25 protein-coding genes are annotated in these 25110 nt (G+C 72.3%); 18 read left to right on the forward strand and 7 right to left on the reverse strand.

Annotated elements, in window-relative coordinates; all coding sequences use genetic code 11:
* The 3 genes from ACIBHX_RS31030 to ACIBHX_RS31040 are packed head-to-tail and all read left to right on the forward strand — an operon-like array spanning position 1 to position 3147.
* Positions 1–1290: an alpha-glucosidase/alpha-galactosidase gene (locus ACIBHX_RS31030; RefSeq protein WP_397070865.1), complete on the forward strand. Its 1290-nt coding sequence runs from the start codon at positions 1–3 to the stop codon at positions 1288–1290.
* The gene (locus tag ACIBHX_RS31035) at positions 1287–2330 is read left to right on the forward strand and encodes an amidohydrolase family protein (RefSeq protein WP_397070866.1); all 1044 of its coding nucleotides are present in this window, start codon (positions 1287–1289) and stop codon (positions 2328–2330) included. Before ACIBHX_RS31030 ends, ACIBHX_RS31035 begins: the two co-directional genes overlap by 4 nt.
* On the forward strand, positions 2320–3147 hold the full coding sequence (locus ACIBHX_RS31040; RefSeq protein ID WP_397070867.1) for an SMP-30/gluconolactonase/LRE family protein: 828 nt from the start codon (positions 2320–2322) through the stop codon (positions 3145–3147). The genes ACIBHX_RS31035 and ACIBHX_RS31040 overlap by 11 nt, the downstream gene beginning before the upstream one ends.
* Here the strand turns inward: ACIBHX_RS31040 and ACIBHX_RS31045 are convergent.
* From ACIBHX_RS31045 to ACIBHX_RS31055, 3 genes are read right to left on the reverse strand one after another with little or no spacing between them, the layout of a single operon-like run.
* A complete protein-coding gene (locus ACIBHX_RS31045; RefSeq protein ID WP_397070868.1) occupies positions 3098–5545 on the reverse strand; it encodes an FtsX-like permease family protein in 2448 nt (815 codons plus the stop codon). The genes ACIBHX_RS31040 and ACIBHX_RS31045 overlap by 50 nt on opposite strands.
* Positions 5542–6288 (reverse strand): ABC transporter ATP-binding protein, encoded by a 747-nt coding sequence (locus ACIBHX_RS31050; protein ID WP_397070869.1) that lies wholly within the window; start codon positions 6286–6288, stop codon positions 5542–5544. Before ACIBHX_RS31050 ends, ACIBHX_RS31045 begins: the two co-directional genes overlap by 4 nt.
* Positions 6285–6509, reverse strand: coding sequence for a hypothetical protein (locus tag ACIBHX_RS31055; RefSeq protein WP_397070870.1), 225 nt, complete (start codon positions 6507–6509; stop codon positions 6285–6287). The genes ACIBHX_RS31050 and ACIBHX_RS31055 overlap by 4 nt, the downstream gene beginning before the upstream one ends.
* Positions 6510–6618: 109 nt before the next feature.
* On the opposite strand from ACIBHX_RS31055, the gene ACIBHX_RS31060 reads away from it, so the two are divergent.
* Both ACIBHX_RS31060 and ACIBHX_RS31065 read left to right on the forward strand, forming a co-directional pair.
* Positions 6619–7824, forward strand: coding sequence for a sensor histidine kinase (locus ACIBHX_RS31060; RefSeq protein WP_397070871.1), 1206 nt, complete (start codon positions 6619–6621; stop codon positions 7822–7824).
* Complete coding sequence (locus tag ACIBHX_RS31065; protein ID WP_397070872.1) at positions 7812–8450, forward strand: response regulator; 639 nt, start codon at positions 7812–7814, stop codon at positions 8448–8450. Before ACIBHX_RS31060 ends, ACIBHX_RS31065 begins: the two co-directional genes overlap by 13 nt.
* 2 nt (positions 8451–8452) lie before the next feature.
* Here ACIBHX_RS31065 and ACIBHX_RS31070 read toward each other — a convergent pair whose 3' ends face one another.
* The gene (locus tag ACIBHX_RS31070) at positions 8453–8992 is read right to left on the reverse strand and encodes a DinB family protein (protein WP_397070873.1); all 540 of its coding nucleotides are present in this window, start codon (positions 8990–8992) and stop codon (positions 8453–8455) included.
* 84 nt (positions 8993–9076) lie between these two features.
* Positions 9077–9634: a TetR/AcrR family transcriptional regulator gene (locus ACIBHX_RS31075; protein ID WP_397070874.1), complete on the reverse strand. Its 558-nt coding sequence runs from the start codon at positions 9632–9634 to the stop codon at positions 9077–9079.
* A 93-nt stretch (positions 9635–9727) separates the two neighbouring features.
* Here ACIBHX_RS31075 and ACIBHX_RS31080 point away from each other — a divergent pair, with 93 nt between their 5' ends.
* Genes ACIBHX_RS31080 through ACIBHX_RS31115 form a run of 8 tightly spaced genes read left to right on the forward strand, consistent with a single transcriptional unit; the run spans position 9728 to position 18018 of the window.
* Complete coding sequence (locus tag ACIBHX_RS31080; protein ID WP_397070875.1) at positions 9728–10717, forward strand: agmatine/peptidylarginine deiminase; 990 nt, start codon at positions 9728–9730, stop codon at positions 10715–10717.
* A gap of 9 nt (positions 10718–10726) precedes the next feature.
* Entirely contained in the window at positions 10727–12265 is a 1539-nt protein-coding gene (locus tag ACIBHX_RS31085; protein ID WP_397070876.1) for an ABC transporter substrate-binding protein, read from the forward strand.
* Positions 12262–13194, forward strand: coding sequence for an ABC transporter permease (locus ACIBHX_RS31090; protein WP_397070877.1), 933 nt, complete (start codon positions 12262–12264; stop codon positions 13192–13194). Before ACIBHX_RS31085 ends, ACIBHX_RS31090 begins: the two co-directional genes overlap by 4 nt.
* Positions 13191–13994, forward strand: a complete 804-nt coding sequence (locus tag ACIBHX_RS31095; protein ID WP_397070878.1) for an ABC transporter permease — start codon at positions 13191–13193, stop codon at positions 13992–13994. The genes ACIBHX_RS31090 and ACIBHX_RS31095 overlap by 4 nt, the downstream gene beginning before the upstream one ends.
* A complete protein-coding gene (locus tag ACIBHX_RS31100; protein WP_397070879.1) occupies positions 13991–14887 on the forward strand; it encodes an ABC transporter ATP-binding protein in 897 nt (298 codons plus the stop codon). Before ACIBHX_RS31095 ends, ACIBHX_RS31100 begins: the two co-directional genes overlap by 4 nt.
* Positions 14880–15659 (forward strand): ABC transporter ATP-binding protein, encoded by a 780-nt coding sequence (locus ACIBHX_RS31105; RefSeq protein WP_397070881.1) that lies wholly within the window; start codon positions 14880–14882, stop codon positions 15657–15659. Before ACIBHX_RS31100 ends, ACIBHX_RS31105 begins: the two co-directional genes overlap by 8 nt.
* A gap of 11 nt (positions 15660–15670) precedes the next feature.
* Positions 15671–16366, forward strand: a complete 696-nt coding sequence (ureA, locus tag ACIBHX_RS31110; RefSeq protein WP_397070882.1) for an urease subunit gamma — start codon at positions 15671–15673, stop codon at positions 16364–16366.
* Positions 16363–18018, forward strand: a complete 1656-nt coding sequence (locus ACIBHX_RS31115) for an urease subunit alpha (protein ID WP_397070884.1) — start codon at positions 16363–16365, stop codon at positions 18016–18018. Before ureA ends, ACIBHX_RS31115 begins: the two co-directional genes overlap by 4 nt.
* Positions 18019–18065: 47 nt before the next feature.
* On the opposite strand, the gene ACIBHX_RS31120 is transcribed toward ACIBHX_RS31115, so the two are convergent.
* Positions 18066–18491 carry a hypothetical protein gene (locus ACIBHX_RS31120; protein ID WP_397070885.1) on the reverse strand — a complete coding sequence of 142 codons (426 nt, stop codon included), beginning with the start codon at positions 18489–18491 and terminating at the stop codon, positions 18066–18068.
* Between the two features lie 271 nt (positions 18492–18762).
* Here ACIBHX_RS31120 and ACIBHX_RS31125 point away from each other — a divergent pair, with 271 nt between their 5' ends.
* From ACIBHX_RS31125 to ACIBHX_RS31140, 4 genes are read left to right on the forward strand one after another with little or no spacing between them, the layout of a single operon-like run.
* Positions 18763–20226, forward strand: coding sequence for a serine/threonine-protein kinase (locus ACIBHX_RS31125; protein WP_397070886.1), 1464 nt, complete (start codon positions 18763–18765; stop codon positions 20224–20226).
* Between the two features lie 59 nt (positions 20227–20285).
* On the forward strand, positions 20286–21563 hold the full coding sequence (locus ACIBHX_RS31130) for an alpha/beta hydrolase (protein WP_397070888.1): 1278 nt from the start codon (positions 20286–20288) through the stop codon (positions 21561–21563).
* An 8-nt stretch (positions 21564–21571) separates the two neighbouring features.
* Positions 21572–22075: an RNA polymerase sigma factor gene (locus ACIBHX_RS31135; RefSeq protein WP_397070890.1), complete on the forward strand. Its 504-nt coding sequence runs from the start codon at positions 21572–21574 to the stop codon at positions 22073–22075.
* Positions 22072–22551 carry an SRPBCC family protein gene (locus tag ACIBHX_RS31140; protein WP_397070891.1) on the forward strand — a complete coding sequence of 160 codons (480 nt, stop codon included), beginning with the start codon at positions 22072–22074 and terminating at the stop codon, positions 22549–22551. The genes ACIBHX_RS31135 and ACIBHX_RS31140 overlap by 4 nt, the downstream gene beginning before the upstream one ends.
* On the opposite strand, the gene ACIBHX_RS31145 is transcribed toward ACIBHX_RS31140, so the two are convergent.
* On the reverse strand, positions 22523–24430 hold the full coding sequence (locus ACIBHX_RS31145) for a fumarylacetoacetate hydrolase family protein (RefSeq protein WP_397070892.1): 1908 nt from the start codon (positions 24428–24430) through the stop codon (positions 22523–22525). The two genes, ACIBHX_RS31140 and ACIBHX_RS31145, sit on opposite strands and share 29 nt — an antisense overlap.
* Positions 24431–24501: 71 nt before the next feature.
* On the opposite strand from ACIBHX_RS31145, the gene ACIBHX_RS31150 reads away from it, so the two are divergent.
* Positions 24502–25065, forward strand: a complete 564-nt coding sequence (locus tag ACIBHX_RS31150) for a TetR/AcrR family transcriptional regulator (protein ID WP_397070894.1) — start codon at positions 24502–24504, stop codon at positions 25063–25065.
* Positions 25066–25110: the final 45 nt, after the last annotated feature.

Raw genomic sequence — 25110 nt, forward strand, 5'->3', positions numbered from 1 at the left:
ATGCCGAGGATCGTTTTCATGGGCGCGGGGAGCGTGGAGTTCACCAAGAACCTCCTCTCTGACCTGCTGTCGATGGAGTTCGCCGACTCCGCGACGATCGTGTTGCACGACATCGACGCCGAACGGCTGGAGACCGCCACGGCCATGGCGCGGTGGATGGTGGACAAGCTGGGCAGAGGGACGCGGATCGAGTCCCGCACCGACCGCAGGGCGGCGGTCGAGGGTGCCGACTATGTGATCAACGAGATCGCGGTGGGCGGCTTCAACGCCACGAAGACCGACTTCGACGTGCCCGCGCGGTTCGGGGTGCGGCAGACGATCGCCGACACGCTCGGCATCGGCGGGATCTTCCGTGCCCTGCGCACGATCCCCGTCATGGTCTCCCTGGGTCAGGACCTGGCCGAGCTGGCGCCCTCCAGCATGCTGATCAACTACACGAACCCGATGTCGATGATCCCGCGCGCGGTCTACGAGGGCTCGCCGTTCAAGCGGGTCGTGGGCGTGTGCCACTCGGTGCGCGACACGCAGGCCCGCCTGGCGAACCTGGTCGGGGTGCCGGTGGAGGAGGTCGCCTTCCAGACGGCCGGCGTCAACCACCAGGCGTTCGTGCTGCGCTTCGAGCACCGCGGCGAGAACCTCTACCCGCGCCTGGACGAGGTGATCGAGGCCGACCCCGAGCTGCAGCGCACGGTCCGGGTCGCCGTCTACAAGGCGTTCGGCCACTTCCCGACCGAGTCCAGCGAGCACGGCTCGGAGTACCTGCCGTGGTTCCTGCACCGCGACGACCAGATCGCCCAGCACCGCATCCCGGTGGGCGTCTACCTGGAGTGGTCGCAGGAGAACCTGGACACCTACGACGAGGCCAAGCGCGCCCTGGCGGCGGGCGAGGGCGTCGAGATCGAGCCCACCTCCGAGCTGGCCTCGGAGATCATCCACTCGATCGAGACGGGCACCCCGCGCGTGCTGCACGCCAACCTGCGCAACGACGGCCTGATCACCAACCTGCCCGCCGACGCGTGCGTCGAGGTGCCGTGCCTGGTGGACAGGGCGGGCGTGCAGCCCACCCGCATCGGCGACATGCCGGCGCAGCTGGCCGCGCTCAACCGCACCTTCCTCAACGTCAGCGAGCTGACGCTCAAGGCGGCGCTGGAGGGACGCCGCGACCACGTCTACCACGCGGCCATGCTCGACCCGAACACCGCGGCGACGCTGTCGTTGACGGAGATCAGGCAGCTGGTCGACGCCATGATCGAGGCGCACGGCGACCTCATGCCCGCGGGCATCCGGTGAGGCTCGCCGACTACCGGCCCGTCGCCCAGGTGGTGACCGAGGTCCACGACGTGGCGCGCGCCGCGCACCCGGTCGTGGACGCGCACACCCACCTGGGCCGCTGGCTGACCGGCGACGGCCGCTGGATGGTCCCGTCGGTGGACGACCTGCTCGCCATGCTGGACGCCGCGGGCGTCACCACGATGGTCAATCTGGACGGCCGCTGGGGAGACGAGCTCGAGGCCAACCTGGACCGCTACGACCGCGCCCATCCAGGCAGGTTCGTCACGTTCTGCCACGTCGACCTGACCGAGCTGAAGGTGCCCGGCTTCGGCGAGCGGATGGCCGCCTCGCTGGCTGCCTCGGCCCGCGCCGGGGCGGCGGGCCTGAAGGTGTGGAAGGACCTCGGCCTGCACGCCCGCGACCACCGCGACGAGCTGGTCCTCCCAGATGACGTACGGCTGGCGCCGGTGTGGCGGGCGGCGTCCGAGCTCGGCCTGCCCGTCTGGATCCACACCGCGGACCCTGTGGCGTTCTTCGAGCCGGCCGACGAGCGCAACGAGCGGGTGGAGCAGTTGCTGGCCCACCCGGAGTGGTCCTTCGCCGATCCCCGCTTCCCGCGCTTCGAGCGGCTCATCGCCGCGCTGGAGGGCCTGGTGGCGGCCAATCCGGACACGACCTTCGTGGGCGTGCACGCCGGCTGCTACCCGGAGAACCTGGGCTGGGTGGGGCGGATGCTCGACACGTATCCCAACTTCAACATCGACATCGCCGCCCGCCTGGCCGAGCTGGGCCGCGTCCCGCGGGCGACCAGGGCGCTGATCCTGCGGCACCCCGACCGGGTACTGTTCGGGACGGACGACTTCCCTCCTGCCGCGGCCACGTACGCCACCCACTTCCGCTTCCTGGAGACCGCCGATGAGGCCTTCCCCCACTCCGCCGAGGACCCTCCGCTGATGGGCCGTTGGACGATCAGCGGTCTCGACCTGCCCGCCGAGGCGCTGCGCGCGCTCTATCGCGACAACGCCGTCCGCCTGATCCCGAAGCTCGATGCGCGCTGAGGTCGCCTACGAGCTCGGCGCGGAGCTCGGCGAGGGCCCGACCTGGGACGCGCGCACCGGGCGGCTGATCGTCGTGGACATCCTGCGCGCCCGGGTGCACCAGCTCTCCCCCGGCGGCGACGAGGTTCTGCGCACCTCCCAGCACGTGGGCGCCGCCAAGCCGCGCGCCTCCGGCGGGCTGGTGGTCAACCTGCGCGACGGCGTCGGCTGCTACTCCGCCGACGGCACGTTCAGCTGGCTGGCCGAGTGGCCGGTGCCCGGCAGGCGCGGCAACGACGCGGCCGTGGACCCCTGGGGCCGGCTGTGGGCCGGGACCATGCGCTACGACGAGGGCGAGGGCGGCGGCTGCCTGTACCGGGTGGGCGAGACGATCGATCTCATCACCGACGCCACGGTCAGCAACGGCATCGCGTGGAGCCCGGACCACCGGCTGATGTACTACATCGACAGCCACACCCGGCGCATCGACGTCTTCGACGTGGACACCGACACGGGGCTGGTGCACGACCGCCGTACCTTCGCCACGGTGGACACCGGCTTCCCCGACGGGATGACGGTCGACGCCGACGGCTGCCCGTGGGTGGCGGTGTGGGACGGCTCCGCCGTCCACCGCTACACGCCGGACGGGCGGCTGGACCGGGTGGTGGAGGTGCCCTGCGCCCGGCCGACGGCCTGCACGTTCGGCGGCGCGGACCTGCGCGACCTGTACGTCACGACGGCCACGATCGGCCTGGACGATCCCGGCCCCTTCGCCGGGTCGGTGCTGGTCATCCCCGGCGCGGGCCAGGGTCTGCCGTCCCCCGCCTTCGCGTGGTGAGCCCGTAGGCGAGCCAGACGACCGCGGCGACCATCAGCGAGAAGGCGGGCACCAGCCACCAGGGGCCCGCCGGCCAGGGACGGCCGAGGAAGCCGACGCTCAGCATGCCGAGCGGCACCGCGGACAGCGCCAGACCCGATCCGGCCGCCAGGACCGCGATCACCAGCGCCTCCCAGCGGACCATCCGGGCGAGCTGGCCGGGCGTGGCGCCCAGCCGCCGCAGCGCGCCGAACTCGGCCCGCCTGGCCGTCGTGGTCACCACCAGCCGGTTGGCCACCGCGACCAGCACGTACCCGAGCAGCACGAACAGCACGACCAGATTCACCATGACCTCGGCGGGCACCGTCCCGGCCGACGCCCACGGCAGTCCCGATGACGGCCGCGTGCCGGGCCATCTGGCCAGCACGACGTCCAGGTTCGCGCCGGCCGGCCGTACCAGGATCGCGGAGGCGAGCCCGGTCGTCGTGTGGCCGGCGGCCAGATCGCGGGAGACCACCACAGGCCCGAAGCCGAGCGCGCGCCGGTAGGTGGCCACCACGCGCGCCTTGACCGGCACGCCGTCGCCCATCACCAGCTCCCGGGTCTGGCCGATCTCGCCCAGCCGTTCGTCCAGCGCGATCGAGGCTCCACGCAGCGCGCCGAGCGAGCCGCGCGCGACCTCGAGGCCGACCACGCCGTCCGCGTCGGGCCCGAGCACCAGCGCCGCCCGCGCGTCCAGCCCCGGATCGTCGCCGAAGGCCAGGCCGCGCGTCAGCACGGTGGTCGTCGCCACCTCGGCCGCCGCCACGCCGGGTACGGCCCGCAGCTCGGCGGCCAGCCCGTGCGGGATGCCACCCAGCCCCTCGGCGGTGACGACCCGCAGCCCGCGCAGGGCCGCCGCCACCTCGTCGGCCTTGGCCGCCATCACGGTGGTCTGGCTGTAGGTGAAGCTGACGCCCAGCGTGACCACCATCCCCAGGGCGGCGACCGCCCCTGCCGTCCTGAGCGCGTAGCCTCGCGAGTTCCGTACGGCCAGCCACAACGCCGCCGAAACCCCGGCGGGCAGCCGGTCGGCGAGCACGCCGGTCAGCACCTGGACGAGCCGCGGACCGGCCAGCGCGAGGCCGATCACCGCGAGCAGCGCGGCGTTGGCCGGACCGATCACGGCCACCTCCGAGCGCAGCAACAGCGGCAGCACCGACAGCACCCCCGCGGCCAGCATCAGCAGCAGCCCAGCCCCGGTCCGCGCACGGGAAGGCTCGCGCGGCTCGCTGCGCGACTGGGCCACGCCCGCGACAGGCGAGATCCGCGAGACGCGCAGCGCGGCAGCCCACGCCGCCACCCGCACCACGGCGCCCAGCAGCAGCGCGGCCGCCACGGAGGGCAGCGGATCGTAGGTCAGCGGCAGCTCGGCGGGCAGCACCCCCTTGGCGACGAGCAGGTCGCCGAACCTGCCCGCCAGGTAGTAGCCCAGGAAGGCCCCCGGGATCATCCCGGCCCCCGCCGCCGCCAGCCCCTGCACCGCGACCAGCCGCCTGACCTGGCGTGGGGTGGCGCCCGCGGCCCGCAGCAGGGCCAGGTCGCGGCGCTGCCGATTGATGGCCAGCGACAGGCTGCCGCCGACCACGAAGCCGACGACCAGCAGGCTGATGCCGGCGATGGAGCCGGCCAGCGCCACCAGCAGCCCGCGCGCGGCGGCCGTCCCCGGCGCCTCGACGTCGCCCTTGAACCGCCCGGCGGCCACCTGGTACCGGTCGCCGAGCAGCCCGGCCAGCCGGTCCTGCACGGCCTCGAGGCCGGCGCCCGGCGCCAGGCGCAGGGCGACGAGGTCCACCGTGTTCGCCCGCGGCCCGGCCGTCCTGCCGGCCAACTCGGCCGCGACGGCGTCGGCGAAGTACATCCCGGGCGCCTCCACCAGCGCGGTCACCCGGTAGGTGCCTGGTTGACCGGCCACGACCAGGCGCACCATGTCGCCGACTTCGCCGAACCGCACAGCCACCTCGCCGGGTCCGGCCGGTGGCCGCCCCTCCTTCACGCGTCCCGCGAGCGCTACCGACGACCAGCCGTGCCCCGCCACCGCGGGATCGCCTGCCGAGGGGCCGGGGACGGCGGCGGTTGGGAAGCCGATGTCACCCACGGCCTTCGCGACGCCGGGTACCCGGGCCAGGCGTGTGACCAGGGATGCGGGGACCACGGCCCGCTCGGGCAGCGCCACCGGCAGGTCCTCCTTGCGCGGCATCGACTGCCTGGCGGCGACCACGAGGTCGGCGTTCACCAGGCGCTGGGCGGTCACGCTCGACCGCAGGCCGGACTCCACGACCACGCCGGTCCCCGTGACCAGCGCCATCCCACCCAGCACGGCGAGGAAGACGGCCACCAGTCCGCCGATCCGGGCCAGGGCCAGCGAGGTCCTGATCATGCCGGGTCCTCGACCAGGCGGGCCCCTTGCTCGCCGGTGAGGTGGGCCAGCCGTACCGCCAGCTCGTCGGCGGAGGGCGCGTGCAGGAGGTCCACCACCCTGCCGTCCACCATGACCAGCGTCTGGTGGGCACGGGCGGCGGCGAGCGGGTCGTGCGTGACCATGACCACGCTCTGGCCCAGCTCGTCGACCAGCTCGCGGAGCAGGTCGAGCACCCGGGAGGCGCTGGTCCGGTCGAGGGCGCCGGTGGGTTCGTCGGCGAAGACGACGTCGGGGCGGGCGGCGAGGGCGCGGGCGATCGCGGCGCGCTGCTCCTGGCCTCCGGACAGTTCGGCGGGCGTGTGGTGCAGCCTGTCGCTCAGGCCGACCCGGTCGATCAGCTCGCGCAGCCAGGCCCGGTCCGGGCGGATTCCGGCCAGGCGGAGGGGCAGTGTGATGTTCTCCTGGACGTCGAGGACGGGCAGCAGGTTGTAGGACTGGAAGACGAACCCGATGTGCCGCCTGCGCAGCTCGGTCCGCCTGGTCTCCGACAGGCGGGCCAGGTCGACGCCGCCGATCACGACCGAGCCCGAGGTGGGCGGGTCGAGCCCGGCGGCGCAGTTGAGCAGCGTGCTCTTGCCCGATCCTGACGGCCCCATCACGGCCACGAACCGGCCGCGCGGGAAGTCGAGCGTGACCTCGTCGAGCGCGCGTACCGAGCCGTAGGTCCTGGTGACCTTGTCCAAGGTGACGGCCGCCGTCACCGGCGGCCCGACCTGACGTGGTGGACCACGAGGCCCACGAGGCAGGCGACCGCCACCAGACCCGAGCCGAGTCCCAGGTACAGGCCGCCGTCGCCGATCGTGTTGGCCACGACGTTGATCGCCACGGCGACCACGAGGACGGCCCACAGCAGCGCGCGAAGCGCCCAGGGCTTGCGCGGGGGCGCGTGGCGGCGGGTTTCGATGCGGTACGGGTCATTCATACCGGGCACTCTAGGAACGCCTCCCACCTGAGGAAATCCCGCCCGCTGGCCCCTCGTGGTAGAGCAGGCTGGAGTGTGTCGGCCCTGATGAGCGGCCTACAGTGTGGGCGTGACTCGTGACGCCTTCGAGGCGCTGGACCGCCTCGCGGGCGGGCTCGGCACCGCGCTGCTGGCCCTCGGCACGCTGGTGTGCTGGCTGTTCGTCGGGGCGACCTGCCTGATCGGCGTCGGCGTGGCGATGGTGCCGCCGATGCTGTCGATGACCCGCTCGGTGGCCGAGCGTGAGCGGGCGCGGCTGGGCCGCTGGGGCGACCAGGTGGTCAGCCCGTATCCGGAGGCCTGGCCGGCCAAGGGCTGGCACGCCGACCCGGCGACCTGGCGGGACCTGGGCTGGCTCGCCGTGCACGGCCTGGCCGGGCTCGTGCTCGGCCTGATCGGGATCGCCTTGCCGATCATCGGGCTCCGTGACGTGACCTTCCCGCTGTGGTGGCGGCTGCTGCCGGCCGGGGAGGCGGGCTCGTCGCTCGGCATCCCGGTGACCACCTGGCCGGCGGTGCTGGTGGTGTGTCTGTCCGGGCTGGCGTGGCTGGCCGCCAGTGCCCTGCTCGGCCCGCCGATGGCCCGGCTGCAGTCGCTGCCGGGGCGGCGGCTGCTCGCCCCGCATCCCTCCGTCGACCTGTCGGAGCGGGTCGCCAGGCTGACGGCGACCCGGGCGGGCGCGCTCCGGGCGCACGCGGCCGAGCTGCGCAGGATCGAGCGCGCGCTGCACGACGGCTCGCAGAACCGGCTGGTGGCGGTCGTCGTCATGGTCGCGGCGGCCAGGCGGGCGCTGGAGCGCGACCCGGCCGGCGCCGCGCCCGCGCTCGACCGCGCGCAGACCGCCGCCGAGCAGGCGCTCGCCGAGCTGCGCGGGGTGGTGCGGAGCATCCTGCCGCCGATCCTGGAGGACCGGGGCCTGGCCGGGGCGCTGAGCGCGCTGGCCGCCGGGTGCACGGTCCCCTGCGAGCTGCGCGTGGGCGAGCTCGGGCACCTGCCGCTGTCGGTGGAGGCGACCTCCTACTTCGCGGTGGCCGAGGCGCTGACCAACCTGGCCAAGCACAGCGATGCCACGCGAGCCCTGGTCGAGCTGTCCAGGCGCGGCGAACTGCTGCGGATCGCGGTGGAGGACGACGGCCACGGCGGAGCATGCGAACGCGACGGGTCGGGGCTGTCCGGGATCCGCCGCCGCGTGGAGGCCCACGACGGCGCCTTCACCGTGACCAGCCCCGAAGGCGGGCCGACGAGGATAGAGGTGGAACTGCCGTGCGCATCGTGATCGCCGAAGACGACGCCCTGCTCCGCGAGGGGCTGGTGCTGCTGCTCGGGGGCGAGGGGTTCGAGGTGGCCGCGGCCGCGGCCAATCCCACCGAGTTCCTGGCCGCCGTGACCGCGCACCGGCCCGACGTGGCGGTGGTGGACGTGCGGATGCCGCCCACCCACACCGACGAGGGGATCAGGGCGGCGGTGGAGGCCAGGCGGGTGCACCCGGAGCTGGCCGTACTGGTGCTGTCGGCCTATGTCGAGCAGGCCTTCGCCACCGAGCTGCTGGCAGACGGGGTGAACGGGGTGGGCTACCTGCTCAAGGAGCGGGTGGGGCAGGTCAAGGAGTTCCTCGACGCGCTGGAGCGGGTGGCGGCCGGTGGTGTGGCGATCGACCCTGAGGTGATCGCGCAGCTGTTCACCCGCCGCCAGGGGCCGCTGGACCGGCTGACTCCCCGGGAGCGGGAGGTGCTGGCGCTGATGGCCGAAGGGCTGGGCAACTCCGTGATCGCGGAGCGGCTGCTGATCACCGAGGGCGCGGTGCACAAGCACATCAGAAGCATCTTCGACAAGCTGGACCTGGCCCCGACCGACCGCGTGAGCCGCCGGGTGACCGCGGTACTGCGCTACCTGGAGGGGTGAGGCTACTCCCCCGTCTGGCCGTCGACGGATTCGCGCAACAGGTCGGCGTGGCCGTTGTGGCGTGCGTACTCCTCGATCATGTGGAGCAGCATCCAGCGCAGGCTGGGTGAGCGGCCGTCGGGCCAGCCGCGGCGCGCGAGCCGGTCGAGGCCGCCGTCGGCGATGGCCTCGGCGACCAGGACACGGGAGCGTTCGACGGTGTACTGCCAGAGCGTGAACAGCTGCTCGGGAGAGTCGTCGGCGGCCGAGTGCCAGTCCCAGTCGGGGTCGGATTTCCAGTCGACGGTGTTCCACGGCGGCTCCGGGTCGTGGCCGTGCAGCCACACGGAGAACCAGTCCGCCTCGACGAGCGCCAGGTGCTTGAGCATCCCGCCGAGGGTCATCGTCGAGGCTCCGGCGGTCGCCTTGAGGCCGTCGGCGTCCAGTCCCGAGCACTTCCAGGCCAGGGTGGCGCGCTGGTAGTCGAGGAAGCCCAGGATGCTGTCGATCTCCCCGGCCGCCAGTGGCGGCTCGGGACGGCCGTACTCGTCCACATCGGTCATGGGCCGAGAGTGTAGACGTCGCCTCCGAAATCTCTACGGCCGCGGGGGCGGCGACGCGCACTGCGTCACCATGCAGCAGCCCGCCTAGCCGGCGTCCCCCAGCTCGAGCGCGATGCCGCCGCGCAGCAGCTCGCGCGCCCGCTCCAACGTGATCGAACCGCTGAGCCAGCGCTCGCTCAGCCCCTCCACCAGCGCGGTGAGCCTCTCCGCCGCGTCGGTGGAGGCGTCCGGGCGCACGCCCTTGACCAGCTCCGCGATGTCCTCCACCCACCGCCGGGTGGACAGGCCCAGCTGCTCGCGCAGGTCGGGGTCGAAGATGGCGCTGGCCCGCAGCTCTCCCCAGGCGGTGCTGTTCTCCCGCACGGACGGCTCGTCCTGCAGCTCGAGCAGCAGCGTCCGCTCCAGGATCGCGCGCGGCTCCCCCTCCGGGGTGACGCCCGCGGCCGTGTAACGGTCGGCCCGATCGTTGATGAACTCCAAGGTACGGCGCAGCAGCCCGGCCCGGTCGCCGAAGTGGTAGTAGATCAGCGCCGTGGAAACCCCGGCCTCCGCGGCCAGCTCCTCGACCCGGAGCCCGCGCACGCCCTTGCGGGCGATGCACCGCGTGGCCGCCTCGAGGATCGCCGTCTGCCGATCTGACACATCGCCCCCCTTGACCAAATCTTCAGTCAGACCTCACCATAGCAGGCACGCGAAAACTGACTGAAATTTCAGTCAGGAGGAGGTGCAGGAAAGATGCGAATGCCCGCAGAGTGGTCCGCGCACGAGCGCTGCCTGATGGCCTGGCCCACCCGTGAGGACCTGTGGGGAGACGTCCTGGCCGAGGCCAGGGCCGAGTACGCCGCCGTGGCCAGGGCGGTCGCCGCCTTCGAGCCGGTCACCATGGTGGCCCTGCCCGACCAGGTCGAGCAGGCGCGCGCGGCCTGCGGCGAGGGCGTCGAGGTGATCGCCCTGCCCATCGACGACTCCTGGCTGCGCGACTCGGGCCCGATCATCCTGAGGGGAGACGACGGCCGCCGGGCCGGCGTGGACTTCCGCTTCAACTCCTGGGGCGGCAAGCACTCCCCCTGGGACGCCGACGACCGTGTCACCGCGGCCCTGCTCGAGCGGCTCGGCATCGAGGCGATCCGCTCCGAGATGGTGCTGGAGGGCGGCTCGGTCACCGTAGACGGCGAGGGAACGCTGATCACCACCGAGCAGTGCCTGCTCCACCCCAACCGCAACCCCGGCTGGACCCGCGAGGAGATCGAGCGCGAGCTCAAGGCCAGGCTCGGCGTGGAGAAGGTGATCTGGCTGCCGTACGGCGGCCTGGAGGACACCGAGACCGACGGCCACGTGGACGGCGTGTGCGCCTTCACCGCGCCCGGCTCGGTGCTGGTCTCGGTCCCCTCCGACCCCGGCCACCCCGACCACGCGCGGATGCGGGCCAACCTGGCCGTACTGGAGGCCTCGACCGACGCCCGCGGCCGCCGGCTGCGGATCACGCAACTGCCGCAGAGCGCGTTCGTGCCCGTGGACGGCGTGCGGACCGAGGTCGGCTACCTGAACTTCTACGTCGCCAACGGCGGCGTGGTCGTGCCGGTGGCCGGGGTGCCCGACGACGAGGGCGCGCTGGCCGTGATCGCCGAGGCGTTCCCCGACCGCAAGGTCGTCGGGGTCCGCACGCCGACCATCGCCTTCGGCGGCGGCGGCGTGCACTGCATCACCCAGCAGATCCCCGCCTAGGAGGTCGCCGTGCGCAGATATCTGGTCGTCCCGCTCGCGCTCCTGCTGACCGCGTGCGGCGGTACGGCGGCGCCACCCACCCCCGCCTACACGCTGTCGGCGAGCACGCCGCCGCCCAAGGGGGACATCGACTCCTTCACCTGGGCGCTGTACGCCGAGCCACCGAACCTCGACTACATCTACGCCTTCGACTACCCGCAGAACATGATCCTGTCCAACGTCTGCGAGAGCCTGATGCGCTGGACGCCGCAGCTCACGATGGAGCCGGGGCTGGCCACGCGCGTGACGAACCCCGACCAGCAGACCTTCGTCTACACGATCCGGCCCGGCGTGCGCTTCCACGGCGGAGGGGAGATGACCGCCGACGACGTGGTCCGCAGCCTGCGCCGCCACCTCGATCCCGCCCTGGGTTCGTACTGGAACAAGGCGGTCAGCAACGTCCAGTCGGTCACCAAGACCGGCCCGATGCGGGTAACCGTCAAGCTGAAGCGGCCGGACGCGCTGTTCCCGCAGTGGATGGCCACCTCGGCCGGCACTGTGGCCAGCGCGAAGAGTCCCACCGACTGCACCGGGCCGTTCAAGCTGGGCACCTGGACCAAGGGCCAGTCGATCGAGCTGGACCGCTTCGACGGCTACTGGGGCAGGCGGGCGAGGGCAGGCAAGGTGATCTTCCGGTTCGTCCCCGACGTGAACGCCAGGACCACCACCATGGTCACCGGCGAGGCGGACGGCGGCTACCTGATCACGCCCGACAGCTACGCCAGGCTGCAGTCCAGCGGCAAGGGACGGCTCTACTTCGGCAAGAGCCTGACCACGGTCAACCTCAGCGTGACGAACCTCAAGGGCGCCATCGGCGACGTCCGGGTCCGCCGGGCGCTCATGCTGGCCCTGGACCGCCAGGGATTCCTGAAGACCGGTCTGGCCGGGATCGGCTCCCTGTCCGCCGCCCCGGCGCCCCGCGACGCCTGGCAGGGCGCCACTCCCGGCGTCACCACGCCCGAGACCCCGGATCTCGCCCGGGCCAAGCAGCTCGTCAAGGAGGCGGGCGCCACCGGCAAGAAGGTCGTCGTGGCCACCAGCCCGATCGGGCCAGACGTGTCGCTGCTGGCCACCGCCGTCCAGGCCGCGGGAACCCAGATCGGCCTGCGCATCGAGCTGAAGACCATCGCGCCGGACGCCTACACCTCGCTGTTCTCCGATCCGCAGGCGCGGGCGGCGGTGGACCTGTTCCCCAACACCTACTACCTGTCGGTCACCGACCCGCTGGCGAGCTACGCGCTCTTCCGCACCGGCGACTTCGAGAACTACACCGGGTACAGCGACCCCGCCTACGACAAGCTCGTCAACCAGGCGCTGGCCGAGTACGACCCGGTCAAGCGGGCCGCGCTGACCGCCCGGCTGGAGCGCAAGGCGGTCGACCAGGCGCTGTGGATCCCGGTGGCCGAGTGGCCCACCAGCCTGTTCCTCGGCAGCCGGATCACCGGGGCGCCCACCACGATCTCCTATATGTACTACCCGTGGGCGGCCGACGTGGGTGCGGCAGGATGAGGCTCCTGCTGCGGCGCCTGGCGTGGCTGGCGGGGACCCTGCTGGCGGCCTCGTTCCTGGTGTTCGGCGCGATCTACCTGGCCCCGGGGCGGCCGGAGACCCTGCTGCTCGGCGGGCGGGCGGCCAGCCCCGAGGCACTGGCCGCCATCCGCGCCCGCTACCACCTGGACGATCCGTTCCTGCTGCAGTACGCCAAGTGGCTGGGCCGGGTGCTGACCGGCGACCTGGGCCAGTCCACGCAGTACCGCAGCCCGGTACTCGGCCTGATCGAGGCGCGCCTGCCCACCACCCTGCTGCTGATCGCGATGGCCGCCGCGCTGGTCGTCGTGCTGGGGGTGGGGCTCGGCTGCGTCAGCGCGGTCCGCGGCGGCGGCCTGGACTCGACCGTGCTGGTCGTGACGACCGTCGCGCTGGGCACCCCGTCGTTCGTCGCGGCGATCGTGCTGCTGTGGCTGTTCTCCGTACGGCTCGGCTGGTTCCCGACCATCGGCGGCGGCCAGGGCCTGGGCGACATGCTCTACCACCTGACCCTGCCCGCCGTCGCGCTGTCGCTCTACTGGACCGGCGTGCTGTCCCGGGTGACCAGGTCCTCGATGCTGGACGAGCTCGGCCGCGACCACGTCGAGGTGGCCCGCGCCCGCGGCGTCCCCGAGCGCACGGTGATCCGCCGCCACGTGCTGCGCAACGCGCTCGGCCCGATCGTCACGATGAGCGGCCTGACCGTGTCCGGGCTGGTGATCAGCACCGTGCTCGTGGAGTCGGCCTTCGGCCTGGGCGGGCTGGGCGAGTTCCTGGCCCGTTCGGTGGCGGTCAAGGACTTCCCCGTCGTGCAGGCCGTCAGCCTGCTCGTCGTGGGGCTGTTCGTGCTGGTCAACCTGATCGTCGACCTGCTGTACCCGCTCATCGACCCTCGGGTGAGGCTCTCATGAGGACGCTCCATCTGGTCTGCCTGACGATGGCATGTCTCGTGGTCGCCATCGCTGTCGCCGCTCCCTGGCTGGCGCCCGCCGACCCCAACGCCACCGACCTGGGCGCCGCGCTGTCCGATCCGTCGCCCGCCCACCTGCTCGGCGTGGACGGCTCGGGCCGCGACACCCTGTCGCGGCTGCTGCTCGGCGCGCGCACGTCCCTGCTGGGGCCGCTCGGCGTGGTCGCCTGCTCGACGGTGCTCGGCCTGGCCGTCGGGGTGACCGCCGGCTGGCGCGGCGGCTGGCTGGACTCCCTGCTCTCGCGCGGGGGCGAGCTGCTGCTGGCCTTCCCGGGCCTGCTGCTGGCCATCCTGTTCGTCGCCCTGTACGGCGAGGGCCTCGCCGCCCCGGTCATCGCCCTGTCCCTGGCGTACGCGCCGTTCGTCAGCCGCCTGGCCCGCAGCCTCACGGTCAGCGAGCGGCAGCGGCCCTACCTGGCCGCCTACCGGGTCCAGGGGTTCTCCGGGCCGGCGATCTGCCTGCGCCACCTGATCCCGAACATCGCGCCGGTCGTGCTGGCCCAGTCCACGGTCAACTTCGGGTACGCGCTGCTGGACCTGGCGGCGCTGTCGTTCCTGGGCCTGGGCGTGCCGCCGCTGACGCCGGACTGGGGGGCGATGGTCAACGCCGGGCAGACCGCCCTGCTGCAGGGCAGGCCGCTGTCGGCGATCCTGCCGTGCGCCGCGATCGTGCTGACCGTGGTCGCCTTCAACGTCGTCGGCGAGCACTGGGCCGACCGGGTCGCCAGGAGGCGGTCGTGAACGTCCTGGAGATCGAGGGCCTCACCCTGCGCCTGCCCCGTACGGCACGCCCCGTACTGGACGGGGTGGACCTGACCGTCGGCGCCGCCGAGATCGTGGCGCTGGTCGGCGAGTCGGGCTCGGGCAAGTCGCTCACCCTGCGGACCGCGCTCGGGCTGCTGCCACGCGGGGCCGTCGCGGGCGGCTCAGTGCGGGTGGCCGGCGACGAGGTGCCGGCGATGCGGCCCGCCCGGCTTCGCGACCTGCGCTCCCACACGGTCTCGATGATCTTCCAGGACCCGCGGGCGGGCATCAACCCGGTGCGGCGGCTGGGCGACTTCCTCACCGAGGGCGGCCCGGTGAACCGGGCGCCGGAGATGCTCTCCGCCGTCGGGCTGACCGACCGGGTGCTGCGTCAGTATCCGCACGAGCTGTCCGGCGGCATGCTGCAGCGCGTCATGATCGCCGCCGCGCTGATGGGCGATCCGCGGCTGCTGCTGTGCGACGAGCCGACCACGGCGCTGGACGTCACCATCCAGGCCGAGATCGTGGCCCTGCTGGCCGAGGTGCGCGGCCGGTTCGGCACCGGGATGCTCTTCGTCACCCACGACCTGGAGCTGGCCGCCGCCATCAGCGACCGCGTCGCGGTCATGTACGCCGGGCGGATCGTCGAGCACGGCGAGGCCGGCAAGCTGTTCGCCGCCCCGCGCCACCCCTACACGGCCGCGCTGCTGGCCGCCACGCCGCGCCTCGACCTGCCGGACCAGCTGCCCGCCGCCATCCAGGGGCAACCGCCCGGCCTGGATCGCGAGCTGTTCGGCTGCCCGTTCGCCGACCGGTGCCCACGGGTGATCGAGCGCTGCCATACCGAACGGCCACGTCTGCTGGAGGGGGTCGCCTGCCACCATGAATGAAGTTCTGAGAGTGGATGGCCTGGTCAAGTCCTACGGGACTGTTCGCGCGGTCGACGGCGTGTCCTTCACGCTGGCCCGCGGCCAGTCGCTGGGCGTGGTGGGCGAGTCGGGCTCGGGCAAGACCACCACCGCCCGCATCATCGTCGGCCTGGAGCGGGCCGACGCGGGCCGGGTGACCGTCGAAGGGCGCGACCGCGCCACCGCCCGGCTGCGGCGCGCCCGCGAGGTGCAGATGGTGTTCCAGGACCCGTTCCTGTCCCTGGATCCCCGGATCCCGGCGGGCTCCGCGCTGCGCGAGACCCTCCGGCTGCACTTCCCCCGGCGCGACCACCGCGCCCGCGTCGCCGAGCTGCTCGACCTGGTGGGACTGGGCGAGCGGGCCGCGTCCGCGCTGCCGCGCGAGCTGTCCGGCGGGCAGCGGCAGCGGGTGGCCATCGCCCGCGCGCTGGCCGTCGAACCGGCCGTGCTCGTGCTCGACGAGGCGGTCGCCGCGCTCGACGTATCCGTGCAGGCGCAGATCCTCACCCTGCTGGCCGGCATCCGCGCCGAGACCGGCGTCGGCTACGTGTTCATCACCCACGACCTGGGCGTCGTCCGCGCCGTCACCGACGACCTCGTCGTCATGCGGCACGGCGCCGTCGTCGAACGCGGGCCCACCGGCAAGGTGCTGACCTCGCCGGAACACCCCTACACCCGGCTGCTGCTCGACTCGGTCCCCCGGCCAGGATGGGACCCGGGCCGCATCGCCGCAGCCCGCCGTACTCTCACCTAGGAAGAAACAGAATGCGTCTGACCCCGACAGAGCAGGACCGGCTGCTGCTGTTCACCGCCGCGCAGCTGGCCAGGGCCCGGCTGGCGCGCGGGCTGCGGCTGAACGTGCCCGAGGCGACCGCGATCGTCGCCGACACCGTGTGCGAGGCCGCCAGGGACGGCGCCCGGCTGGCCGAGGCGATCGCCGCGGGGCGGGCCGTGCTCGGCGCCGACGACGTGCTGCCCGGGGTGGCGGACATCGTCACCGAGGTGCAGGTGGAGGCGGTGTTCGACGACGGGACGCGGCTGGCCGTGGTGACCGACCCGATCGGCTCCGGCTCGCTCGGCTCGGACGCGCCGGGGGCGATCGTTCCCGGTTCGAACGGCGAGCACGTGCCGGAGGCGGTGACGACCGTCCAGGTCACCAACACGACGACCGTGCCCATCAGCGTCACCTCGCACTTCCACTTCTTCGAGGTCAACCCGCGCCTGCGCTTCGACAGGGCGGCCGCCTACGGGCTGCGCGCCGCCATCCCGGCCGGGTCCACGCTGCGCTTCGACCCGGGTGCCGTGGTCGACGTGCCGCTCGTGCCGATCGGCGGCGAGCGCGTGGCCATCGGCTTCGCCGGGCTGGTCGACGGCCCGCTCGACGCGCCAGGAGCCCGCGAGCGGGCGCTGCACCGCGCCCGCGCATGCGGCTATCTCGACTGTGAGGAGAGCAGTTCATGACCTACGCCGCCGTTCACGGCCCCACCACCGGCGACCTGGTACGGCTGGGCGACTCCGGGCTCGTGGTCCGGGTCGAGCACGACGCCCAGCGGCCGGGGGACGAGTTCCTCACCGGGTTCGGCAAGACCGCGCGCGACGGGCTCCACCTCAAGGCCGCCTCGGTCCGCGAGACCTGTGACCTGCTCGTCAGCAACGTGCTGGTGATCGACGCGATGCTCGGCATCCGCAAGGTCTCCATCGGCATCAGGAACGGCCGGATCAGCGCGATCGGCCGAGCCGGCAACCCCGACACACTCGACGGCGTGGACGTGGTGGTCGGCACCGGCACCACCATCGTCTCCGGCGAAGGGCTCATCGCCACCGCCGGAGCGATCGACACCCACGTGCACCTGATGTCGCCCCGGATCATGGAGGCGTCCCTGGCCTCCGGCGTGACCACGATCATCGGGCAGGAGTTCGGCCCCGTCTGGGGCGTCGGGGTGAACTCGCCGTGGGCGCTCGGCCACGCCTTCGACTCCTTCGACGCCTGGCCCGTCAACGTCGGGTTCCTGGCCCGAGGCTCGTCCTCCGAGCCCGCACCGCTGGTCGAGGCGTTGGTCGAGGGCGGCGCCTGCGGGTTCAAGGTGCACGAGGACCTGGGCGCCCACACCCGTGCCCTGGACACCGCGCTGCGCGTGGCCGAGGAGTACGACGTGCAGGTCGCCCTGCACACCGACGGGCTCAACGAGTGCCTGTCGGTCGCGGACACCCTGGCCGTACTGGATGGGCGGACCATCCACGCCTTCCACATCGAAGGATGCGGCGGCGGCCACGTCCCCGACGTGCTGCGGATGGCGGGCGTGCCGTACGTCATCGGATCGTCGACCAACCCCACGCTGCCCTTCGGGCGCGACGCGCTCGACGAGCACTTCGGGATGATCGTCTCGGCGCACGGGCTCAAGACCGACCTGCCCGGCGACGCCGCGATCGCCCACGACCGGATCAGGGCCGGGACGATGGGCGCCGAGGACGTCCTGCACGACCTGGGGGTCATCCCCATCACCTCCTCCGACGCGCAGGGCATGGGCCGGGCCGGGGAGACCGTGCGGCGGACCCTGGCGATGGCCGCCAAGATGAAGGGCGAGCTCGGCGCCGAGGGCTCCGACGACAACGAGCGGGTGCTGCGCTACATCGCCAAGCTGACGATCAACCCGGCGATCGCGCACGGCCTCTCCCACGAGATCGGCTCTCTGGAGGTCGGCAAGCTGGCCGACCTCGTGTTGTGGCGCCCCGCCTTCTTCGGGGCCAAGCCGCAGCTCGTGCTGAAGGCCGGCTTCCCCGCCTACGGCGTGACCGGCGACCCCAACGCCTCGACCGACGCCTGCGAGCCGCTCGTCCTCGGCCGCCAGTTCGGGGCCTACGGTGCCACCGCCGCCGATCTGTCGGTCGCCTTCGTCAGCCAGGCCGCGGCCGCCTCGGGCAACCTGCGCACCCGTCGCCGCGCGGTCGGCATCCGCGACACGCGCGGTATCGGCGGCACGGCGATGGTCCGCAACACCCGCACCGGCGAGGTCCGCGTCGACGCCGCCACCGGCAGGGTCACGCTCGACGACCAGCCCATCTCCTCCCCACCCGCCGAAACCGTCAGCCTCAACCGCCTCTACTTCCTCTGAGCCATCCGTGGAGGCCCGAGATACGGTCGATGAATGACCGCCGCGTCTCACCTGGGCGGGCAGGAACTCCTGGCCGAAGCCTCGAACTCCTGAGGCGTCAGCAGCACATCCACCTCTGCGTCCTTCTGGTCCCTTTGCTGAACAAGCATCTTGTCCGCCCTCATCGAGCCGAACTCGGCAGGCCTGAAGTCAACAGACGAAAACGACGAATACGGCGTCTTCCCCGCTGCAGCAACTCTGTAAGTCGCGCCGACGTCGAACTCGAGTTTCCCGCGCGCGATGACCCACCCATCGGCCGCTTCCGCCAACGAAACCCTCGCCGACTTCCCCTGCAGCTTGGGTGCCGTCAACCGGACCGTCTCGAGCCACACACCCCGTGCACCCCGCCGATCGACGACCACGAAGGTCGGCTGCTCATCACACCAGGCCAAGGCCAACACCGGCCGATGCCGCCCATCCACGGTCACCGCCACACGACCCACAATCGCCGGAGACGTCGGTATACACCCCGCTACCCCCACCACCAGAGCAACCAGCCCTGATAACACCGATCTCCGCCCACCCACCGAAGCCCTCCCTTAAAGCACTGTCCCGGCAAGAAAGCGATCAACCTCATTCTGCAGCCTGATGATCGACTGCGCCGAGCAGAGCCGCACCGCCGAACAACGAGAAGCGCGGAGGATCCCGGCTCTGGTCCGGCCGAACAAGCCACCGGTGGGGCGAAATGGGTCATAAGGTCGTTGGGTGCATCAACTCGCGACCGAGGATCCCCGGCGGCTCGGTGACTATGTGGTGACCGGTGTGCTCGGGCGGGGCGGGCAGGGGTCGGTTTACCTGGGGGAACACGCCGGCGGCGGGCGGGTCGCGATCAAGGTGTTGCATGCCGCGGACCCGGACGCGCATCGGCGGTTTCTGCGGGAGGCCGATGCGGCGCGGCGGGTGGCGGCCTTCTGTACCGCCAGGGTGCTGGACGTGGGTGTGCGGGAGGGCAGGCCGTACATCGTCAGTGAGCACATCCCGGGGCCGTCGCTCGACCTGCTGGTGAAGAACGAAGGGCCGCGGTCGGGGAGCGGGCTGGAGCGGCTGGCGGTGGCGACGCTGACCGCGCTGGCGGCGATCCACCGGGCGGGGGTCGTGCACCGCGACTTCAAGCCGAACAACGTGATCATGGGTCCCGAGGGGCCCGTGGTGATCGACTTCGGGATCGCCAGGGCGCTGGAGCACACGGCGACCAGCACGGTGATGGGCACGCCCGCGTACATGGCGCCGGAGCAGTTCGAGGGCGGCACCGTGACGGCCGCGGCGGACATGTTCAGCTGGGCCAGCACGATGGTCTTCGCGGCGACGGGACGGCAGGCGTTCCGCGGCGAGACGATGCCCGCGCTCATGCACTCCATCCTCACCAACGAACCCGACCTGACCGGCGTGCCGGAGAACCTCCGCCCGCTGCTGGCCGCGTGCCTGACCAAGAACCCGGCCGCCCGTCCGACGGCCGCCGACCTGCTGGCCACGGTCACGGGAGACGTTCCAGTGGCACAGACCCGGCGGCTGATGGGAACGCAAACGGCCCACATAGCGCCCCCTGCAGCACCGCGGGACGAAGCAGGATCCATCGTGGGCACCGCGGGGGTCGGGCTGGCGTTCGCCGTGCTGGCGGGGATCGTCGCGCTGGTGCAGACGGGCGCGAACATCATGTTCCGGGACAGCTGGCCGCAGTCCAGCGCCTGGAGCACGACGCAGTACCTGCGCGACGCGATCCTCGCCATCACCGTTCTCGCGCTCGTCACGGCCCTGTGGCCGATACGGCGGCCCGCGGCGATCACCATGGCGCTCCTGGCTCCCCCGGCCCTCGCCTATGTGGCCTGGAACTGGATGGACCTCTCGCTTCGGATCGGCATACCGGCTCTGGCCCTGGTAGGCCTGGTGATCTTCGTGGCCGGGATCCTGACGTGGCCGGCGGGCAGGATCGCCTCCGTCGTGGGAGCCGTGGCGGGCGCGCTGGTGGGCCTCCACGCCGTGCTCTGGGCCGTCAAGAGGGCCGACCTGCTTCAAATCCCCGCGGTAAGAGGGGTCATCGACGACACGGGCCGCGTGATGGTCGCCGCCTGGCTGATCGCCCTGGCCGTCACGCTGCTACGGCACGCCGTACTCGCCAGAAGAGGTGGCCGGCCGAAAAGCGCGCCGGGCAGGCACACGGCTGTGAGCTGAATCACAGGAACCTTCGAGAGTGTCGGGTGCTCTTCCTGGCGACACAAGGGAGGTTCCTGATGACCAAGAAGCTGCTCGCCGCCGCCGTCGCCGGGGTGCTGGCGTTCGGGGTCGCGCCGGCGGCCCACGCCGCCCGCACGGCCGAGCCGTACGTCTCGATCGATGACGCGCACGTGCTGAAGGTGGGCGATCCCGCGGCCAGGAAGGTGGTGGTGCTGGTCTCCGGCTGGTACGGCGCGGCCAATGGGTTCCGCGAGCTGGCCAGGGACCTGGCGGCCAGGACTCCTAGCACGCAGGTGTGGGCGGTGGACCGCAGGGAGCAGCGGCTGGCCGACTTCACCGGTTTCCGGACCAAGGACCCGGCCACCTACTACCTGGACGGCCGCTACCAAAGCCCGAAAAATCCGGAAAAGGGGCCGGGGCTGCGCGAGACGCTGGACGACCTGCGCGCGGTGGTGTTGAAGGCCTCCGATCATGGCAGGCGGCAGGTCGTGCTCGGCGGACACTCCTGGGGCGCGACGACCGCCCTGGCCTACGCCGCGTGGGACTTCCACGGCAGGCCCGGATACCAGGACCTGGACGGGCTGGTGCTGATCGACGGCGGCGTGCACGGCGCGTTCGCGGGCGAGGGCGGCGAGATCCACAACTCGCCGGAGGAGATCAAGGCCCGCCTGGCCGAGCTGGACAAGGGCGAGCCGTTCGAGACGTACCTGTCGCTGGGCACCGGGCTGGGCGCCAAGCCCGAGTCTGCGGCCATCTGGTACCAGCTGATCGCCTGGTACGCGCACCGCGCCCCGCACGAGCCGTCGGCGCTGGTGAACAGGCTGCCCGAGAAGCTGCGCCCGCCGCGCCCGGTGACGAACGCGGGCCTGCTGGGCTGGCTGGTCCAGGCGGCGCCGGGCACGTCTCCCGCGCTGGCCGTGGTGTCCGGGCGGCTGGGCGAGGACGGCGACTGGATCGACGACGGGATGACCCCGCTGTCGCGGGTCGCGGAGGCGATGGCGGGTCCGAAGCCGGCCACGTTCGAGTGGTACTGGCCCAAGCGGCTCAGCATCGACCTGGACGCCGTCGACCCGTACGCCGACACCGAGTCCGCCAAGCTGCTCGGCCTGCGGATGTGGCACACCCGCGAGGTGAACGTGCCGCTGTACGCCTTCGAGACCGGGCTCGACAAGGGCACCGAGCTGACCGCGGCCCGCTGGGTGGTCGAGCACTCGCGGATCCCGCGCGCCACCTACGCGGCTGACAGGACGATGAACCACCTGGATCCGCTGTTCGCCGCGCCCGACGGCAACGAGCTGACCCGGACGCTGGTCCCTTTCCTGCGCGATCTCTAATGGTCTACGTGGCAACCGAACCGGACGTCGCCGCGCTGGTGCGCACCGCCCAGCGTGGCGACGCGCTGGCCATGCAGGAGCTGCTGGCCGTACTGGCCCCCTATGTGGGGCGGCTGGCGGGCCCGATCGCGCTGGACGACGGGCAGGACGCGGCCCAGGAGGCGCTGATCGCCATCTTCACCAACCTCAAGCAGCTCAAGGAGCCCGCCGCGCTGTTCGGCTGGGCCCGGGCGATCACCGTGCGGGAGGCGGTGAAGGTGGCGCGCAAGGCGGGCCGGGCCAGGCCCGCCGAGCTGCACGAGGTGCCCGACCGCGGCGATCCGCAGCTGTCGGCCGACGTGCGTGACGTGCTCGAACGCCTCTCGCCCGAGCACCGCTGTGTACTGGTGCTGCGCGATCTGGAGGGGCTGGACGAGGAGAGCATCGGCGCGCTGCTGGCGGTGCCCGCGGGCACCGTGAAGTCCCGGCTGTTCCGGGCCCGGCGGCGCTTCAGGAAGGAGTGGGAACGATGACCTGGCCGATCGCCGAGGTTGACAACGTCGCCCGGCTGCGCGTCCTGGCGGCGGCCCAGCCGAGCGCGCTGTTCGTGGAGGAGGTGGTGGACGCCCCCTTCGACGCGGTGTGGGCGGTGGCCGCCGATCTGGAGCGAGAGCTGCCCGAGCTGTTGCCGGACGTGCGCTCGCTCCAGATCACCGCCGAGCACGGCGAGCGACTGGAGGCTCGCGCGCGTGGATACGTCGGCCTGCGTGCCCGCTTCGACATCGTGCTGAGTCCCGGCTGGTGCGTCATGCAGAGCCGGTTCCTGCTCGGCGGGATGGCAGCCGTCGCGGACGGGGATCGCACGCGCTTCGCCTTCCTCGGCGCCTTCCGGTTTCCCGGGATGGGGATCCTGGGTCCGGTGGTGGAGCCGCTGATCGGCGGTTTCGGGCCGAAGGTGGTGGCCAGGCTGCGTGCCCGCGTCAGCGGCGGGCCGCCCACTCGGCCATGAGCGCCATCAGGGGGATCCGGTCGACCGCGGGCCGGCCGGGGTCCAGCTCCCGGTAGCGCTGGTAGAGGTTGACCACCACACGCTCGGCGTCCAGCCAGGTGGCGTACTCGCCCAGGTCGATGCCGAAGGCGGCCTCCTTGAAGTCCAGCCCCTTGGCATGCGCCGCCTCGGCCTGCTCGCTGACGTAGGACAGGTAGCCGCGCACGTCGCGGATGCCGTCCTGGTCGGTGACCGGCCCGTGCCCGGGCACGACGACCGCCGGGTCCAGGGCGAGCATGCGGTCGCAGGCGTCGATCCAGCCGGCGATCGGCCCCGCCCACACGATCGGGGTGCACCCGATGAACAGCAGGTCCCCGGCGAACAGCACGCCGGCGTCGGGCACGTGCACCACCGAGTCGGCCTCGGTGTGCGCGGGCCCCAGGTCGAAGACGTGCACCTCGCGCCCGCCGACGTCCAGCGTGAGCCGCCCCTGGAAGGTCTCGTCGGGGGTGCGCAGCGTGATGCCGCTGAAGTCGAAGGCGGCGAAGCGCTCGCGCAGGTAGGGCGACATGACCGGCCCCAGGTCCGCCACCTGCAGCATCCGGGTCATCTCCGGCGGGATCTCGGTGCGCATCTCCCGCGCGGTGCCCTCGGCGGCCACCACTCGCACGTCCTGGCCGAGCAGCTGCCCGCCGTGGGTGTGGTCGCCGTTGGCGTGGGTCAGGACGGCGTGCGTGAGCGGGTTCGCCGCGGTGATGCCGCTCATCGCGGCCAGCATCTCGGTGGTGAGCGGCAGGTCGTAGAGGGTGTCGACCAGCAGCGACGCCCCGTGGCCCGCGACCAGCCCGGCGTTGCTCATCCCGTAGCCGCCGTCGGGCAGCAGCCACGCCCACACCCGGTCGCCGACCTCGTGCAGTCCCCTGGTGTACGGCACGGCCGCCCGTGCCCGGTTCACCCGCTGCGGCCGGGGCTTGGCGTCGGGACGCGGGCGGGCTTCGAGCGGCAGGGGCGGGGCGGAGGCGCGTACGGCCTGCCGTACCTCGCCCAGACCCGTGACGCTCAGCGTGACGACGTCGCCGTCGTGCAGCCAGCCGGGGAACGTCGACGGGTCGGCGAGGCTGAGGTGCTCGATGAGGCAGCACCCGGGCACGGTGCCGGAGGCGACGACGTCGCCGGGACGCAGGTCGACGCCGCGCGAGGCGTAGGAGATGGCCTCGCCGAAGGACCAGTCCATGGCCGCGGTGCTGCCGGAGCCGATCAGCCGGCCGTTGACCTTGGCCTCGACCCGCAGCGGAAGATTCAGCTCGTCGGGAGTGACCAGCCAGGGCCCGAGCGTGGTCGCGCAGTCCTTGCCCTTGGCCTGCCCGATCTTGAGCTGGCCTTCCAGGAGCTGCAGGTCGCGGGCGCTCCAGTCGCAGTAGATCATGTATCCGGCGATGTGCCGCTCGGCTTCCTCGGGGCTCAGGTCCCGGCCGCCCTCGCCGATGACGGCGGCGATCTCCAGCTCGAAGTCGAACCAGGCGCTTCCTGGAGCGATGTGCACGTCGTCGTGGGGGCCGATGACCGAGGAGGGAGCGGCGAAGTAGAAGGCGGGAATCTGGTACCAGACGTCGTCCAGCTCGCCCGAGCCTCCGCCGGCGCGCAGGCAGTTGCGCATGTGGTCCAGGAAGCACAGGCAGTCGCGCATGGACGGCGGCTCGGGCAGCGGGGCGCGCAGCGTGGCCGCGGACAGGGGGACGATCTCGGCGGGCTCGGCCAGCGCCCGGGCGCCCGCTTCGGCGAGCGTGCCGGCCGACAGCAGGCCGAGCAGGGATTCACCGGCGGGCAGGGCGTGGATCCGGTCGCGGTTGAGGATTCCGACCCGGTCTCCGTTGACCGAGGCATAGGTGACCCAACGCATGACACCTCCAGAAGAGAGAAGTCTCTGTGTTGGCCAACATATAAGATGGCGATGGACATAGGAGATTCGGCATGGGTGCGAGACGAGAGCAGACCAGCCGCGAGAGCCGGGAGCTGATCCTGGCCGCGGCCGCGGAGCTGTTCGCCGAGAAGGGATACCGGCAGACCACGTTCGCGGACGTGGCCGAGCGGTCACAGATCAGCAGGGGGTCGATCCCCTGGCACTTCGGCAGCAAGGAGGGGCTGCTGGTGGCCGTGCTCGAGCATTCGGTCGAGCAGCTGAACGACCAGATGCACGAGGATGCGGCCGGGCTGGACCAGCTGCTCGACGGGGCGATCAGCTATCTGCGGCTCCCCATCTCCAAACTCTTCGTCACGCTGCTGGTGGAGGCGCTGGAGCCGGACTCGCCGATCCACGACCGCTATGTGGCTATCCAGGACACCCTGCGCGAGCGCATCAGGGTGTGGGCGGAGCGACACCCGCTGCCCGAGGGCGTCACGGCGAGCGCGCTGTCCGTCGCGATCATGGGCGCCCTGATCGGCATCCACCAGCAGTGGCGGCTGTCCCCCGGCAAGATCGACCTCGACGAGGCGTTCGCCGCGCTGCGCATGCTGCTGGCCGGAGCGCTCATGTGAGCGAACATCGTGCGCACTTGCGCACGATAATCCTCACGCGTACGC

The organism is Nonomuraea sp. NPDC050536 (assembly GCF_044457685.1).
GTDB lineage: Bacteria > Actinomycetota > Actinomycetes > Streptosporangiales > Streptosporangiaceae > Nonomuraea.